Origin of the sequence: Kitasatospora terrestris (assembly GCF_039542905.1) — a bacterium.
Classification (GTDB): domain Bacteria; phylum Actinomycetota; class Actinomycetes; order Streptomycetales; family Streptomycetaceae; genus Kitasatospora; species Kitasatospora terrestris.
This window is the reverse complement of record NZ_BAABIS010000001.1, coordinates 7,307,330-7,321,742: the sequence shown is the minus strand read 5'-3', so window position 1 is coordinate 7,321,742 and position 14,413 is coordinate 7,307,330. Positions and strand designations below refer to the sequence as shown.

General features: G+C 74.8%; 15 protein-coding genes. 6 read left to right on the top strand and 9 right to left on the bottom strand.

The window, feature by feature from the left end:
• The first annotated feature begins 111 nt into the window (after positions 1-111).
• The 3 genes from ABEB06_RS33545 to ABEB06_RS33535 are packed head-to-tail and all read left to right on the top strand — an operon-like array spanning position 112 to position 3,663.
• Positions 112-264, top strand: a complete 153-nt coding sequence (locus ABEB06_RS33545) for an SflA family class IV lanthipeptide (protein WP_345700682.1) — start codon at positions 112-114, stop codon at positions 262-264.
• Positions 265-266: 2 nt separating this feature from the next.
• The gene (locus ABEB06_RS33540) at positions 267-3,059 is read left to right on the top strand and encodes a class III lanthionine synthetase LanKC N-terminal domain-containing protein (protein WP_345700681.1); all 2,793 of its coding nucleotides are present in this window, start codon (positions 267-269) and stop codon (positions 3,057-3,059) included.
• A gap of 40 nt (positions 3,060-3,099) precedes the next feature.
• Positions 3,100-3,663 carry a YbaK/EbsC family protein gene (locus ABEB06_RS33535; protein ID WP_345700680.1) on the top strand — a complete coding sequence of 188 codons (564 nt, stop codon included), beginning with the start codon at positions 3,100-3,102 and terminating at the stop codon, positions 3,661-3,663.
• Positions 3,664-3,669: 6 nt separating this feature from the next.
• On the opposite strand, the gene ABEB06_RS33530 is transcribed toward ABEB06_RS33535, so the two are convergent.
• On the bottom strand, positions 3,670-4,164 hold the full coding sequence (locus tag ABEB06_RS33530; RefSeq protein WP_345700679.1) for a carboxymuconolactone decarboxylase family protein: 495 nt from the start codon (positions 4,162-4,164) through the stop codon (positions 3,670-3,672).
• A gap of 81 nt (positions 4,165-4,245) precedes the next feature.
• Here ABEB06_RS33530 and ABEB06_RS33525 point away from each other — a divergent pair, with 81 nt between their 5' ends.
• Together ABEB06_RS33525 and ABEB06_RS33520 are read left to right on the top strand one after the other, a co-directional pair.
• Complete coding sequence (locus tag ABEB06_RS33525) at positions 4,246-5,193, top strand: pirin family protein (RefSeq protein WP_345700678.1); 948 nt, start codon at positions 4,246-4,248, stop codon at positions 5,191-5,193.
• Positions 5,194-5,371: 178 nt separating this feature from the next.
• Entirely contained in the window at positions 5,372-5,698 is a 327-nt protein-coding gene (locus ABEB06_RS33520) for a DUF1330 domain-containing protein (protein ID WP_345700677.1), read from the top strand.
• A gap of 75 nt (positions 5,699-5,773) precedes the next feature.
• Here the strand turns inward: ABEB06_RS33520 and ABEB06_RS33515 are convergent, their stop codons facing one another.
• Complete coding sequence (locus ABEB06_RS33515) at positions 5,774-6,268, bottom strand: RrF2 family transcriptional regulator (RefSeq protein WP_345700676.1); 495 nt, start codon at positions 6,266-6,268, stop codon at positions 5,774-5,776.
• 95 nt (positions 6,269-6,363) lie between these two features.
• Between ABEB06_RS33515 and ABEB06_RS33510 the strand changes: the two genes are divergently transcribed.
• Positions 6,364-7,095: an SDR family oxidoreductase gene (locus tag ABEB06_RS33510; protein WP_345700675.1), complete on the top strand. Its 732-nt coding sequence runs from the start codon at positions 6,364-6,366 to the stop codon at positions 7,093-7,095.
• Positions 7,096-7,243: 148 nt separating this feature from the next.
• Here the strand turns inward: ABEB06_RS33510 and ABEB06_RS33505 are convergent, their stop codons facing one another.
• The 7 genes from ABEB06_RS33505 to ABEB06_RS33475 form a co-directional block, all read right to left on the bottom strand.
• Positions 7,244-7,681, bottom strand: a complete 438-nt coding sequence (locus tag ABEB06_RS33505) for a hypothetical protein (RefSeq protein ID WP_345700674.1) — start codon at positions 7,679-7,681, stop codon at positions 7,244-7,246.
• Positions 7,682-7,838: 157 nt separating this feature from the next.
• Complete coding sequence (locus ABEB06_RS33500; RefSeq protein ID WP_345700673.1) at positions 7,839-8,624, bottom strand: ABC transporter permease; 786 nt, start codon at positions 8,622-8,624, stop codon at positions 7,839-7,841.
• A complete protein-coding gene (locus tag ABEB06_RS33495) occupies positions 8,621-9,622 on the bottom strand; it encodes an ATP-binding cassette domain-containing protein (protein ID WP_345700672.1) in 1,002 nt (333 codons plus the stop codon). The genes ABEB06_RS33500 and ABEB06_RS33495 overlap by 4 nt, the downstream gene beginning before the upstream one ends.
• Positions 9,623-9,658: 36 nt before the next feature.
• Entirely contained in the window at positions 9,659-10,324 is a 666-nt protein-coding gene (locus ABEB06_RS33490; RefSeq protein WP_345700671.1) for a DUF4097 family beta strand repeat-containing protein, read from the bottom strand.
• Positions 10,325-10,508: 184 nt separating this feature from the next.
• Positions 10,509-11,015, bottom strand: a complete 507-nt coding sequence (locus tag ABEB06_RS33485; RefSeq protein WP_345700670.1) for a hypothetical protein — start codon at positions 11,013-11,015, stop codon at positions 10,509-10,511.
• A 346-nt stretch (positions 11,016-11,361) separates the two neighbouring features.
• Positions 11,362-13,659 (bottom strand): ATP-binding protein, encoded by a 2,298-nt coding sequence (locus ABEB06_RS33480; protein ID WP_345700669.1) that lies wholly within the window; start codon positions 13,657-13,659, stop codon positions 11,362-11,364.
• 93 nt (positions 13,660-13,752) lie between these two features.
• Entirely contained in the window at positions 13,753-14,289 is a 537-nt protein-coding gene (locus ABEB06_RS33475) for a cupin domain-containing protein (protein WP_345700668.1), read from the bottom strand.
• Positions 14,290-14,413: the final 124 nt, after the last annotated feature.

Here is a 14,413-nt window from a genome sequence, read left to right as displayed (position 1 = left end):
GCTGTGAAGTCTGCGTGTCTGACGCCTTGTCATGTCGCCCTTCGGAACCTACCGTCGTGTGCCGGAAGCGGGCCCACCAGGCCCGCCCCGTCCACCACTTGGAGGCGTCACATGCCCGCAGCCCTGCTCGAACCGCCGTTTCTGATCGACGACGAGGCCCTCGCGTTCGAGGACGACGACCGCACCGACCGCGAGTGCACGGCGTGCCTCGCCGACCCCTGGGTGACCGCCACCACGCGGTTCGCCTGCGAGAACAACTCCTAGCGGTGGCGGGGTCCATCGCCGGCCGCCGCGCCTGGTCCGACGACACCTGGTCGTACCTGAACGATCCGCGGATGCCGGCGGTGGACCACGGCTGGAAACTGCACGTCTCGGCCCGCCCCGGCGACCTCGACCGGGTGACGGAGCTCGTCCTGCCGGTGCTGCTCCGGCACGTCTGCCACGCCAAGTGGGCCGTCGGCCCGGAGACCCTGCGGACGCTCAACTCCGGTGCGTCCGGCGCGGGCGCCGTCGGCAAGGCGGTCACGGTCTACCCCGCGCCGGGGACCGTCACGGCGATCGCCGACGAGCTGGTGGCGGCGCTGCGCGGCTGCGAGGGACCGCGGATCGTCAGCGACCGGCGGATCGACCCCGGAGCGCCGGTCTACTACCGGTACGGACCCTTCACCGGCGACTACCGGACCGGCCGCGGCGGCCGGCTGGAATCGGTGATGACCGGCCCCGACGGCCGGGCCTTCGACGGCCTCGCCACCGCCGCGTACCGGTGCCCGCCCTGGGCCCGCGACCCCTTCGCGGAACGGGATCCGGACACCGGACGGTCCGCGGCGCCCACGTCCGGGCCGACCGGCGGGCATCACCGCGTCACCGGCGGGCGCTACCGCGTCACCGGCGGCATCGCCCGCAAGCCGCAGGGCAACCTCTACCGCGCCGTGGACCTGACCGACGGCCGACCGGTCGTGATCAAGCAGGCCAGGGCCTTCGTCGCCGAGGACGCGTCCGGCTCGGACGCCCGCGACCGGCTGCGCCACGAGCGGGCGGTCCTGACCGCACTCGACGGCGTCCCCGGCGTTCCGCGCGTGCTCGACTGGTTCCGGCACGACGCGGACACGGACGCGGACGCGTACCTGGTGATGACCGACTGCGGCGACCGGGACCTGCGCCGGGAGGTCCAGGAGCGCGGGCCGTTCCGCAACGACGACAGCGGTTCGGCCCGGACGCTCCCCGCACTGGCGCGGGGGCTCCTGCGACTGCTCGACGACATCCACGCGCGGGGCGTGGTGGTCCGCGACCTGAAACCGGACAACGTGGTCCTCGACGCCGAAGGCCGCTGCCACCTCGTCGATTTCGGGATCGGCGCGCTCGGCGGCACCGCCCCGGACGGCGCCACCCCCGGCTACAGCGAGCCGGTCCGGCGGCCGGACGGACCGGCCGGGCCCGCGGACGACCACTACGCGCTCGGCGCCACCCTGCACTTCGCCGCGACCGGACTCGACCCGGTGGTCGTGGGCACCGACACCACGCTCCAGCGGGACCGCACCCTCGAATGCCTGGCCTGGGCCCTCCCCGGCGAGAAGGATTGGCAACTCCGCTCCCTGATCGATGACTTGATGAGCCTCGATCCGGCGGTGCGCAGCGCCGGCGCCGCCCGGCTGCGCTCCGGCGCCCCCGCGGCGGCACCGGTCCGGTCACGGGTGTCCCGGCCACCGCTGCCGGACGACGCGCTGCTCGCCGAGATCGCCGAGCACACCCTCGCGTACTGTGTCGAGGAGGCCCGGCGGATCATCGACCCGGCGAGCTCCGCCCGCGCCGGCGCCCCGACCGCGGTGGACGTCTACGGCGGCACGTCCGGCACCGGGCTGGAACTCCTGCACCACACCGGGCAGTCCGGGGTGCGCGAGACCGTCGACGCCCTGGCCCGGTGGACCGCCGGGCAGCGGCGCAACCTGTCGCCCGGCTTCTGGTCGGGCCGCACCGGCGTCGAACTGTTCCTCACGGCGGCAGCCCCTGCGCCCCACCCCGGCGGCAACCTGCCGGACGGCCGACGCCGCGAGGCGGACCTGGCCAAAGGCCCCGGCCGGTACCGAGGCGCCCGGCCCGAAGAGAACAGGCCCTCCGGCGCCCCGCCCGGGGGCGGCCACCCCGCACAGCCGGAACGGGGACCCGACGGCGGGCTGCGGCAAGGCCCCCGTCCCGGGGAGAACGCGCCCGCCGACCACCTGCCCCGGGCCGGCGGCGGCCCCGCACTGCCCGAGCGGGGGCCGGGCGGCGGGCCGCCGGAGGCGGACCTGATCGAGGGCGTCGCCGGGATCGGCGTCGGCCGGCTGCTGCTCGCCCGGCACGCCCGCGCGGCCGGTGACGACGCGCTCGCCGCCCGGCACCTGGACGTGGCCGCCGCGTGCGAGCGGATGCTGGCGACCGGCGGGGCCCGGCTGACCCCGGCCGGTGCCACGACCACCGGCAGCGCCGCACTGGCCGAGGGCATGGCCCACGGCCGGGCGGGAGTCGCCTACTTCCTGCTCGAGTACGCGGCCGCCACCGGCGACCCGGCGGCCGTCCGGCGGGCCCGGGAGGCGTGCGCGCAGCTGGCCGGGGTGACGCCGCGCGTCCTCGCTGCCGCCGCCCGGCCCGAAGCGACGCGCCGCTACGGCTCGTGGTGCCGCGGCCTGGCCGGGATCGGGACGGTCCTGGTCCGGGCGGCCGACCGGCTGGAGGAGCCCCGGTACCTGGAGCTCGCCCGGGACACCGCCCGCGCCTGCGCGGGCGTCGCACCGCGGATGCCGCTGGTGACCCAGTGCTGCGGGCTGGCTGGCGTCGGCGAGCTGATGGTGGACGTCGCGACGGCCACCGACGACGAGGAGTTCTGGGAAGCGGCCCGGACGGTCGCCGCCCTCGCCCTGAGCCGCAGCGGCGGTACCCGGGCCCGTCCCGTCCTCCCGGACGCGGACCTCGTCCGGGCGAGCGCCGGCTGGGCGGGCGGCTCGGCCGGGGTCCTCGCCTTCTTCCGGCGGCTGCGCGACCGGGGCGGCCCGCGCCTGGGTCTGCTCGACCCGGTCGGGTGAGCGGCCCGTCCGGGGGCGGGCCTGCGGTACTGTCGGCGCCATGAGCGAGATCGTGCGTGCACCGTTCGGCGAATTCCAGGTGGTCCGTAAGGCGTTGGAGGTCTGCGACGACCTCGCCGCGCCGGTGGCCGACGCGTTGAAGAACTGGGACGACCGCGAGGCGGCGGAGTCCGTCCTGTACGTGGACACCGACCCGGCGAATGCCGACACCGCGGTCTTCTGCGAGACGTACGCCGTGCCGCCGGAGCTCTCCGCGAACTGCGTGGTCGTCGCCGCCAAGCGCGGCGGCGAGGTCACCCTCGCCGCAGGCCTGGTCCGCGCCGACCGGCGGCTGGACGTCAACACGGCGGTGCGCAAGCACCTGGGCGCGCGCAAGGCGTCGTTCGCGCCGACGGACGTCGCGGTCGCCGACTCCGGCATGGAGTACGGCGGCATCACCGCGATCGGCCTGCCGGCCGGGTGGCCGCTGCTCGTCGACGAGGCGGTGACCGCGCTGCCGCACGTCCTGATCGGCAGCGGGCAGCGGCGCGGCAAGCTCATCCTCCCCGGCTGGGCGGTCGCCCGGCTCCCCCGCGCGGAGGTCCTCGCCGACCTGGCGATCTGAGGGCCGTTACCGGCCGGGGACGGCGCGGACCGGGTGCTTGCTCAGGATGGACACCCGGTTGAAGGCGTTGATGGCCACGGCCACCCAGATCACCGCCGAGAGCTGGTCGTCCGTCAGCACCTCTCGGGCGACGGCGTAGGCGTCCTCCTGGAGTGCGGCGTCGGCCGGGCTGGTGGTGGCCTCGGCGAGGCCGAGCGCGGCGCGCTCCTGCGGCGTGAACAGCTCGGTGTCGCGCCAGGCGGCGAGCACGCCCAGGCGCTGGGTGGTCTCGCCCGCCTGGATCGCGGCGCGGGTGTGCAGGTGGAGGCAGTACGCGCAGCCGTTGATCTGCGAGACCCGCAGGTTGACCAGCTCCACCAGACGGCGGTCGAGGCCGGCGTCGGCGGCCGTCGCCCGCACCGCCTCGGCGGTCGCCAGCATCGCTTGGTAGGCCCGGGGGCTCTGCTTGTCGACGTAGACGCGGTGCTGCGCGGTGGCGGTGGCGGTGGTCCGGTCGGTCAACCTGGGCTCCTCGGGTCGGCGGTGCGCTTCCTGCTCCATGATAGTTTAATCTGAAACCATTCTGTGAGTCTGGAGGCCGCCGTGACCACCGTCGAGACCGTCGAGACCACCGGGACCGGCCCGCAGGTCGAGGTCCTCCCCGCCCGCGACGTCCCGCTCGGCGGACCGCGCGCGATGACCGTCCGCCGCACCCTGCCGCAACGCGACCGCACCCTCATCGGCGCCTGGTGCTTCGTCGACCACTACGGCCCCGACGACGTCGCCGCGACCGGCGGCATGGACGTCGCCCCGCACCCGCACACCGGCCTGCAGACCGTGAGCTGGCTGTTCAGCGGCGAGATCGAACACCGCGACAGCCTCGGCGTCCACGCCTTCGTCCGCCCCGGCGAGCTCAACCTGATGACCGGCGGCCACGGCATCTGCCACTCCGAGACCTCCACCGCCGCCACCACCGTCCTGCACGGCGTCCAGCTCTGGGTCGCCCTCCCCGAGCAGCACCGGCACACCGCACGCGACTTCCACCACCACGCGCCCGCGCCCGTCCCGCTCGACGGCGGCGAAGCCCGCGTCTTCCTCGGCACCCTCGCCGGCGACACCTCGCCCGTCCCCACCTTCACCCCGCTGCTCGGCGCCGAACTCACCCTCGACCCGGGCGCCACCGTCACCCTCGCCGTCGACCCCGCCTTCGAACACGGCCTCCTCGTCGACCACGGCACCCTCACCCTCGCCGGCACCCCGCTCCACCCCGCCGACCTCGGCTACCTCGCTCCCGGCGCCGCCACCCTCGCCCTCACCAACACCGGCACCACCCCGGCCCGCGCCGTCCTGCTCGGCGGCCCGCCGTTCAGCGAGCAGATCGTCATGTGGTGGAACTTCATCGGCCGCACCCACGAGGACATCGCCCGCGCCCGCGACGAGTGGCAGCAGCAGAGCGACCGCTTCGGCGAGGTCCACGGCTACCCGGGCGACCGCCTCCCCGCCCCCGACCTCCCCAACCTCGCCCTCAAGCCCCGCGGCAACCGTCACTGACCTGCGGGTACCGCGGAGGGCGGCCGATGGGGCAGGGCCCGGCCACCGCCGCTCCTCCGCAGTACCGGCGGGGCCCCGCCCGCAGGTGTGCCGATACGTGACTGATTCGCCCGACGCCCCCGCCGCCTACGGTCGGAGGCATCGGACGGAACACCCCACGACACCCCGGGAGCACCACATGACCGCCTACGCGCTGGCCCAGGTCCACTCGGTCGAGTTCGGCCCCGACATCGTCGAGTACCTGGAGCGCATCGACGCCACCCTCGAACCCTTCGACGGCCGGTTCCTCGTCCACTGCGGCACCTCGGAGACCGTGGAGGGCGCCGGGCCGCAGGGCGGCTCGATCGTCATCGAGTTCCCGAACTACGAGCGGGCCCGCGCCTGGTGGGACTCGCCCGCCTACCGGCAGATCCTGCCGCTGCGCACCCGGCACATGGCCGCCGACATCGTCCTCGTCGAGGGCGTGCCGTCCGGCTACCGCGGCGCGGACGCGCTCGCGCACTGACCCGGCCCGCACAGTTCCCGGCCCGGACGGGAGGCGAGCCCTGTCCGGGCGCGAGAGACGGCGCCCCCGGGCCGGTCAGTGCGGCCGGTCTCCCGGCTCCGCGTTGAGCCAGGCGCCGATCCGCGGCAGGGCCTCGGGACCGCTGTCGCTCTCGACCGACGCGGCGAGGTCGGCGATCGTGACGGCCGCCAGCGACGCGCGCCACGCGGCGTCGGCCGCACCCATCGCCCGGGCGACGGGGCACGGCTTCGTGCACTGCTCCGGCGGCGTTCCCATCGGCCCGCGCTGGCGTATCTCGGTGCAGACGAAGGCCGGGCTCGCCCCGTCGACGGCCTGCACCACGTCCAGCAGGCTGACCTCCGCGGGCTTCTTGGTGAGCACGTAGCCGCCTGTCTTGCCCTGGACCGAGCGCACCAGTCCCGCTCGGGACAGCGCCTGCATCTGCTTGGCCAGATAGCTGGGGGACACGTCGTGCAGCGCGGCCAGCCGGGCCGCCGGCACCGGCTCGTCGGCCGCGGTCAGCACCACGCAGCAGTGCAGCGCCCACTCCACGCCACCCGACAGCTTCATGTCTCCTCCATTTGACTCGGATAAAGAGTATCCGAGTAGAATCCCGGATATCAGATGTCCGAGTTTGGGGGCTCGACCCACCCAGGAGGCGCACCATGAAGATCACCGTCATCGGCACCGGACTCATCGGCTCGCAGCTCGCCGCCGAGCTGACCGCACGAGGCCACGCGGTGACCTCGGCCTCGCTGTCCTCCGGTGTCGACCTGCTCACCGGAGCCGGCCTCGACACGGCACTCGCCGGCGCCGAGGTCGTGGTCAACGCGACCAACTCCCCCACCTTCGACGAGCAGTCGATCGCGTTCTTCCGGACCACCGTCGGCAACCTGCTCGCCGCGGGCGAGCGGGCCGGGGTGCGCCACCAGGTGGTCCTGTCCATCGTCGGCGTGGACCGGGTCCCCGACCTGGACTACTACCGGGCGAAGGTGCTCCAGGAGGAGCTGCTGCGCGGCGGTCCGACGCCGTACTCGATCGTGCGCGCCACCCAGTTCTTCGAGTTCATGGAGCCGACCATGGCGTGGACCTCGGACGAGAGCGCGGTGCGGCTGCCCGCGACTCCGCTGCGACCGATCGCCAGCCGCGACGTCGTCGACGCCCTGGCGGACGTGGCCACCGGTGCACCGCTCGGCGGGGTCCTCGAGGTCGCCGGCCCCGACACCTTCCCGCTCGACGAGATCGGCCGCATGACACTGGCCGCCCGGGGCGACCGCCGCCCCGTCGTCGTCGACGACCGGGCCGGCCTGTTCGCCGCCGTCCCCGGAGACGTCCTGACCCCCGGGCCCGGCGCCCGCATCGCACCGACCCGCTACCGGGACTGGCTCAACGGCTGACCGTGCCCGCGGCTCGCGGAGCCGGGCGGGACAGATCACCGAAGCGCCGTGACAGTCGGCACCGGCCCACGGCGCTTCCCGGAGCCGGACCTCCGGCACGTCGTCTCCCCGGCTGCGGGAGCAACCGATCGGAGTGCGCGGCGGGTGGCTACCCGACGAGGCGGCCGGAGCAGGCCGTACATGTCCTCCCGTCCGTGTCCGGGCACTGGTACCGCAGGCAGCCGAGACAGATGGTGATGTTCTCCGTCCGCCAGGTCACGCCGTGGCAGCGGCAGCGCACCCGGGTGCGGAGCAGGGCGTCCCAGCCCCGGGGGCCGCCGATGGCCGCGTAGCAGGCGTCCACGTACGCACGGGTGAGGTCGTCGTCGGCCCGGTCGTGGTGGCGGGCGTCGAGCCACCACAGGTGGAGGGCGAAGAAGGCGGCGCCGGACGCCAGCCGGTCCTGGCCGCGTCCGCTGCCCGTCCAGGCGGTCACGGCGCGGTCCACGCGCTCCTCGAACGGGGTGCCGCGCCCGTCCGCACCGAAGATCGTCTCGTCCGACGTCCCACCCCTGTTGATCAGACCGGATGCCGGCGTGCGCAGCACGCACGGCGGTTCAGCCTATGTCGCGCTCCTACGACCACTTCTGCCTCGTCGCAGTCCTCGCCCGGGTCGAAGCCGAACAGGGGACCCCGGCAACGACGCCGGCGGCGCACGCCGACGCGGGGTCGGGGTACGCCGCCGTGGGCGGGGCGGGGGCCGGTCACTGGGGATCGCGGTTGAACACCGCCTGCGACCAGCGGTAGCCGAGGACGGTCAGGCCCAGGCACCACAGCAGGGCGATCCACCAGTTGTTGCCGATCTCCGTGCCGAGCAGCAGGCCGCGCAGGGTCTCGATGGCCGGGGTGAACGGCTGGTACTGGGCGACCGGCTGGAACCAGCCCGGCATGGAGTGGACCGGGACGAAGGTGCTGGAGATCAGCGGCAGGAAGATCAGCGGCATGGCGGTGTTGCTCGCGGCCTCCGCGTTGGGGCTGATCAGTCCCATGCCGACGGCGATCCAGGTCAGTGCCAGGGCGAACAGGACGAGCAGCCCGAACGCGGCGAGCCACTCCAGCGGCGTGGCGCCGACCGAGCGGAAGCCGATGGCGACGCCGACGGCACCGACCAGGACCACGCCGGCGACCGCCTGGAGGACGCTGCCCGCGACGTGCCCGATCAGGACCGACCCGCGGTGGACCGCCATGGTGCGGAAGCGGGCGATGATGCCCTCGCTCATGTCGGTGGCGACCGAGACCGCGGTGCCGATGGTGGTGCTGCCGATGGTCATCAGCAGGATGCCCGGCACCAGGTAGGCGATGTACGCGGAGCGGTTGCCGCCGCCGATGCCCGCGCTCATGGTGTCGCCGAAGATGTAGACGAAGAGCAGGAGCAGCATGACGGGTGTCAGCAGCAGGTTGAGGGTGAGTGACGGGTAGCGCCGCGCGTGCAGCAGGTTGCGCCGGAGCATGGTCGACGAGTCGCGCACGGCGAGGGACAGGGAGCTCATCGGGAGGCCTCCTCGGGCTGGGCGGGGGCGGTGGGCGCGCCGGTCAGGGCGAAGAACACGTCGTCGAGGTCGGGGGTGTGCACGGTGAGTTCGTCGGCCTGGACGCCCGCCGCGTCGAGCCGGTCGAGGATCGCGCGCAGGTCGCGCTGGCTGCCGTCGCTGGGGAGTTGGAGCGCCAGCGTCTCGGCGTGCTCGGCGGCGTCGGGCAGCGCGGTGGCGGCCGAGCGGTACGCCGCCGGGTCGAGGAAGCGGAGCCGGACGTGTCCGCCGGGGATCAGTCGCTTCAACTCCTCGGCAGTGCCCTCGGCGACGATCCGGCCGTCGTTCAACACCGCGATGCGGTCAGCGAGTTCGTCGGCCTCCTCCAGGTACTGGGTGGTGAGGAAGACGGTCACGCCGTCGGCGACCAGCTCGCGGATGATGCCCCACATGGTGTGGCGGGAGCGCGGATCCAGGCCGGTGGTCGGCTCGTCGAGGAAGATGATCCGCGGGCTGCCGACCAGGGTCATGGCGATGTCCAGGCGGCGCTTCATGCCGCCGGAGTAGGTGGAGGCGGGCTTCTTCGCCGCCTCCACCAGGTCGAAGCGCTCCAGCAGCCGGGTGACGGTGCTCCGGCCCTCGCGCTTGGGGAGGTGGTGCAGGTCGGCCATCAGCAGCATGTTCTCCTCCCCGGTGATCAGCCCGTCAACGGCGGAGAACTGTCCGGTGACGCCGATCGCGGCCCGTACGGCCTGCGGTGCGCCGGCCAGGTCGTGGCCGGCGACCTGGGCCCTGCCCTCGTCCGCGCCGACCAGGGTGGAGAGGATCTTCACGGTGGTGGTCTTGCCGGCACCGTTCTGCCCGAGCAGGGCGAACACGGAGCCGGCCGGGATCCGCAGGTCGATCCCGTCGAGGACGACCTTGTCGCCGTAGGACTTGCGCAGGCCGGTGGCGGTGATGGCGGCGGGCGGCTGGGGGCCGCCCTGCTCGCGGGGCGCGGGCACGGCAGTTGAAGGCATGGGGCTCTCCCGTTCGAGGAGTGGAGTGACGGGTGGTCAGAGGCTGCGGGCGGTGATGTCGCCGCGCGTGGTGGTGGCGCGGATCCGGAGCTCGGCGGCGCCGCCGCCGCGCAGGGAGTTGCTGATCCGGCCGAGGGTGGTGCCGGCGTCCAGTGCGGCGGACGCTCCCGCGGCGGCGGCGACGGTGATGTCGCCGCTCAGAGTGGAGAGCACGACCGCGCCGCGCACGGCCTCGGCGATCCGGATGTCACCCCGGGTCGTGGAGATCTCCGCCGGGCCGTTGAGCCGGCCGACCTCCACGTCGCCGTCGACGGCGGCAAGGCGGACGGCCGCGGCCTCCTCGATCGCGATCCGGCGGTAGGCGCCCTCGACGGCGACCTCGCCGAGCCGACCGGTGCCGGCGAACTCGCAGGCGGAGGAGCGCAGTTCGACTCCGGAGTCGGCGGGCAGCAGGACGGTGACGTCCAGTGCCCCGGACGGGCCGACGAGCGAGCCGTCCGCCTGCGGGACGTGGATCCTCAGGACCCCGTCGGCGTACGAGACGACGGCCCGCTCGGCGGCCTGGACGTCCCGCTTCCGGCCCGGGTCGGCCGGCCGGACCTCGACCGCGGTGTCGGCGCGGTCGCCGGCGACCACCTGGAGACGACCGGCGGGGATGTCGAGAACGGCGGCGACCGGGGCGGGGGTGGCGAACTTCTGCATGACGAGCTCCTTGGGCTTCGCGGTTTCTTATGATGGAAACGCTACGTTGCTTTTCACAACCCGGCAATCAGCTCGGCGCGATGGATCTGCTTTTATACAGGTCAGAGCGGAGAATATGTTGCAATGGGGGCGGAAGTAACGCAACGTCAGTCGGCGGTGCATTGCAATGGATGGCGAGTGAACGCTACGCGGTGGGCGGGCCGCAGCCGAGCCGGTCGGCGATCACGGCCAGCACGTGCCGCAGGTCGCGGGACATCCGGGCCCGCAGGCCCGCCTCGGCGGTCCCGGCGGTGAATCCCGGGTGCTCGGGTCGGAGCCGGTGCACGCGGTGGGTCACCCGCGTGCCGGCGGCGCAGGCCTCGGCGGTGTGCACGCCGGCGTACCAGCTCTGCACCGCCAGCCGCGAACCGGGCCGGTCGACCTCGATGTCCACCGGGCTCAACGACCCGGCGAACTCGGCACGGTAGGCCCCGGCGGCGGCCCCCGCCACCACTGTCATCGCTCCCTGGCGCGCCGCCGGGGCCCGGGCCAGGACCAACAGGTTGTCGTCGCCGACCCGCCCCTCGGCGACGGAGAGCAGGAGCGCGACGACGGCGTCGACCGGCGCGGGGAGCGTCCCGTGCACCTCCCAGCGGGCCGGCAGCGCGTCCAGCTCGGCGAGCAGGGAGGGAGTTGTGGGCGTGGTGTCCATGGCGGAGAGCCTGGCCGCGACACGCCGGCCGGGGCCATCGGTGCCGGGTCGCCCGGGACAGCGCCCGGCCCGCCCACCCCTTGGCGCGGCTGCGCCCACGGCCCTGCCGCCGGCCGGCCGGCGGGTGTCCCGGGACGGGACGGGACAGCGCACCGCGCACGGGACCGGACGGAAACGGCCCCGCACGGGACCGGATGGGACCGGACGGGACAGCCCCGCACGGGACCGGACGGAACAACCCCCCACCGGACGGACGGGACAGCGCGCCCCGCACGGGACGGGACGGCTCAGCTCCGCCCTCCGCGGCGGGCCGGGACGGGAGCCGTCGTTCCGTGCCCGGGACGGCTCAGGACACCCGGGCCAGACCCGAACGCGCCGCCGGCACCAGGTAGTCGAGGGCGTGCGCGGCCGCGAGCTCCAGCACCGCCGCGAACTGCGGTGCGGCGGCCGCCCCGTCGCCCGCGGCCAGGCAGGCCTCCCCGTACGCGAGGTGGCTCCGGGCCAGCCAGTGCGGCTCGCCGACCCGTCGGAGGATCCCGGTGGCCTCGGCGTGCCCGGCGGCCGCCTCCGCGGCCCGGCCCAGCCGGCGCAGGGCGACGGCGGCGTCCGTGAGGCTCACCGCCTCGAACACCGCGTGCCGGGTGGTCCGGTTGATCCCGGTGGACCGCTCGGCGAACGCCAGGGCGCCCTCCGCGTCGCCCTCCCCGAGGGCGGCCCAGCCGAGCACGTCCAGGCACATCCGCTCGGTCTGCCCGTCCAGGCCCCGCGCGGTGTCGATCACCTGCGTGACGGCCTCGCGTGCCTCCGCGAACCTGCCCAGCTGCACCAGGGCCTGACCCAGGCCACCGAGCACCCGGACGCGCACCGCGACCGCGTCCGGCGGCACCAACTCCTCGGCCTGTCGCAGGAGTTCCACGGCCTCCGCCGCACGGTCGACGTACCCCAGGCTCTCGGCCAGCTGGTGGAGGGCCATCACCTCGCCGATCGTGTCGCCCTCCGCGGCCATCAGTCCGCGGGCCGACCGCAGTTCGGCCACCGCCTCGCCCGGCCGGCCGACCCGCATCAGCGTGACGCCCAGCAGGTACCGGTGCGAGGCGAGCATCCGGCGGTCGCCCAGCCGCTCCGCGGCGGCCAGGCTGAGCTCCAGTCCACGGCGCTGCTCCGCCACGCCGCCGCGGCGCGCGTTGGAGATCGTGCCGAGCTGGGCCAGGCCGACCGCCGTGGCGTCGATCCGCAGCTCCACGGCGAGGGCGAACGCCGCGGTGAGGTTGCCCCACTCGGCGTCCACCCAGTCGAGCGCCCGGTCGTGGTCGGCGAAGCCGGGGAGCGCGGGCGGCGGCTGGGTCACGGCGACCGGCAGCGGGACCAGCACCTCGGTCAGTGCCTTCACCGCCAGCAGGCCGCTCAGGTAGTAGTCGCCCAGCCGGGCGACCGCCGGCCCGGGGTCGACCTCCTCACCGTCCGGGGCGGCGTCCGCGCGGGCGGCCTGGCGCAGCAGGTCGTGCATCCGGTAGCGGCCCGCCGCCGGTTCCTGGAGCAGGTGGACGTCGACCAGGTCCTCCAGCAGGGAGCGGGCGTTTCCCAGCGGGATCCCGGCCAGGGCGGCCGCGCCGTACGCGTCGACGTCCTCGCCCGGCACCAGGCCGAGCAGCCGGAACATCCTGCGCTGCGCCGCGTCCAGCTGGCGCAGCGACATCGCGAACACGTCCGAGACAGCCAACTCCCCCTCGCGCAGGCGCTCCACCAGGGTGTCGACGGTCCACGCCGGGCGGTGCCGGAGCCGGGCGGCCGCGACCCGGACGGCCAGCGGCAGGTTCCCGCAGCGGCGCAGCACCTCGCCGACGTCGCCGGGCCGGCTGCCGCCGGCGGATTCCACGAACAGCTCCGCCGCCTCTCCGGCCGGCAGGACGTCCAGCGAGACCGGCCGGACGCCGTCCAGCTCCACCATCCGGCGGCGGCTGGTGACCACGGCGAAGCTGCGGCCCGCGCCGGGCAGCAGGTCGCGCACCTGGGCGGCGTCGGCGGCGTTGTCCAGCAGGACCAGCGCCCGCCGGGTCGACAGCTCCGACCGCCAGAGCGCGGCCCGCTCGGCGACCGCATCGGGGATCCGGCCGGGCGGCAGCCCGAGGGCGGACAGCAGCACCCGCAGTGCCTCGGCGGGTTCCAGCGGTTCCCGTCCCGGGGTGAAGCCGTGCAGGTCCAGGTAGAGCTGGCCTCCGGGGAACTCGGCGGTCAGCCGGTGCGCGGCGTGCACCGCCAGCGCGGTCTTGCCCACCCCGCCCATGCCGTCCACCGCCACCACCGACGACTCCCGTGCGGCGGACAGGAGTTCGTCCAGCGTCTCGCGCCGACCGACGAACGGGGTCACGTCGTGCGGGAGTTCGTTGCGCACCGGCGGGGCGGAGGGCGCGCTCGGCTCCGCCGGGCCGCTCCGGGCCCGCTCCCACACCTCGCGCAGCGGGCGCGGGTCGCGGCCCGCCGCCCGGCACAGCGCCACCACCGTGGGCCACGGCGGGACGGTCTGCCCGGAGAAGTACCGCGACAGCGAGGAGCTGCTGCCCCGGACGTCCCGGGCCAGCTCGCGCAGACTGCGTCCCGTCAGGTCGCGCAGCTGCCGCAGCTGCGCCGCCAACTCCTCGGCCATCCCCGCCCGCCCCTCGTCCGGTCGACGCCCCGATGGTAGGCGTTGCGATCTTCGACGGGCGCAGCCGGACCCCGGGCATCGGGGCGGCGGACGTCAGGGCGTGGCGGGCGGCTCGCCGTGCAGGCTGGGCAGGTTGACGACGATCGCCTCCTGGGTGGAGCGGGCGATCACCACCACGGCCTCGTGCTCGGGGTCGGGGTTCTCCTCGCGGTGCGGGACGAACGGCGGGACGAAGATGTAGTCGCCCGGACCGGTGCGCAGCCTGACCTCCTCCGGTTCGCCGGAGGAGTGGTCGAGGAAGACGAACTCGGGGTGGCCGCTGATCACGTGGATCGCGGTCTCCGACTCGCCGTGGTGGTGGTCGGAGGAGGCGGTGGCGGGGGCGACGTGGGTCTGCCCCATCCAGAGCTTCTCCGAGCCGACGGTGCTTCCGCTGATCGCCGCGAACCGCCGCATGCCGCCGGTCTGCGCGGTGTCGCCGTCGAGGGCGTCGGCGCGGATGTGGTGCAGGCGGGCGCGGAGCGGGGCGGTGTCGGACGGCGCGGGGAGGTGGGGGTGGAAGCCTTCGCCGGCACAGGTCTGCCCGCTCCCGTCGCTCGCCGGGGCGGGACGGTGGTGCTCGGCGGACATGGGTTCTCCCGGTGGTGGGCTGCGCGCGGAACGGGCGAGACGGGGCCCCCGAGGGGGTCGCGGGGTGCGGTCGCGGGGTGCGCGGATCGAGGGGAACGCTAGGCGTGTCCGGAAAAGGATGTCA

Excerpts from the sequence above, each read along its gene's own strand:
- ABEB06_RS33545 (WP_345700682.1), top strand. The coding sequence starts at position 112 with ATGCCCGCAGCCCTGCTCGAACCGCCGTTTCTGATCGACGACGAGGCC.
- ABEB06_RS33520 (WP_345700677.1), top strand. The coding sequence starts at position 5,372 with ATGACCGCCTACGCGCTGGCCCAGGTCCACTCGGTCGAGTTCGGCCCC.
- ABEB06_RS33495 (WP_345700672.1), bottom strand. The coding sequence starts at position 9,622 with ATGCCTTCAACTGCCGTGCCCGCGCCCCGCGAGCAGGGCGGCCCCCAG.
- ABEB06_RS33490 (WP_345700671.1), bottom strand. The coding sequence starts at position 10,324 with ATGCAGAAGTTCGCCACCCCCGCCCCGGTCGCCGCCGTTCTCGACATC.
- ABEB06_RS33480 (WP_345700669.1), bottom strand. The coding sequence starts at position 13,659 with ATGGCCGAGGAGTTGGCGGCGCAGCTGCGGCAGCTGCGCGACCTGACG.
- ABEB06_RS33510 (WP_345700675.1), top strand. The coding sequence starts at position 6,364 with ATGAAGATCACCGTCATCGGCACCGGACTCATCGGCTCGCAGCTCGCC.
- ABEB06_RS33515 (WP_345700676.1), bottom strand. The coding sequence starts at position 6,268 with ATGAAGCTGTCGGGTGGCGTGGAGTGGGCGCTGCACTGCTGCGTGGTG.
- ABEB06_RS33485 (WP_345700670.1), bottom strand. The coding sequence starts at position 11,015 with ATGGACACCACGCCCACAACTCCCTCCCTGCTCGCCGAGCTGGACGCG.
- ABEB06_RS33500 (WP_345700673.1), bottom strand. The coding sequence starts at position 8,624 with ATGAGCTCCCTGTCCCTCGCCGTGCGCGACTCGTCGACCATGCTCCGG.
- ABEB06_RS33535 (WP_345700680.1), top strand. The coding sequence starts at position 3,100 with ATGAGCGAGATCGTGCGTGCACCGTTCGGCGAATTCCAGGTGGTCCGT.
- ABEB06_RS33475 (WP_345700668.1), bottom strand. The coding sequence starts at position 14,289 with ATGTCCGCCGAGCACCACCGTCCCGCCCCGGCGAGCGACGGGAGCGGG.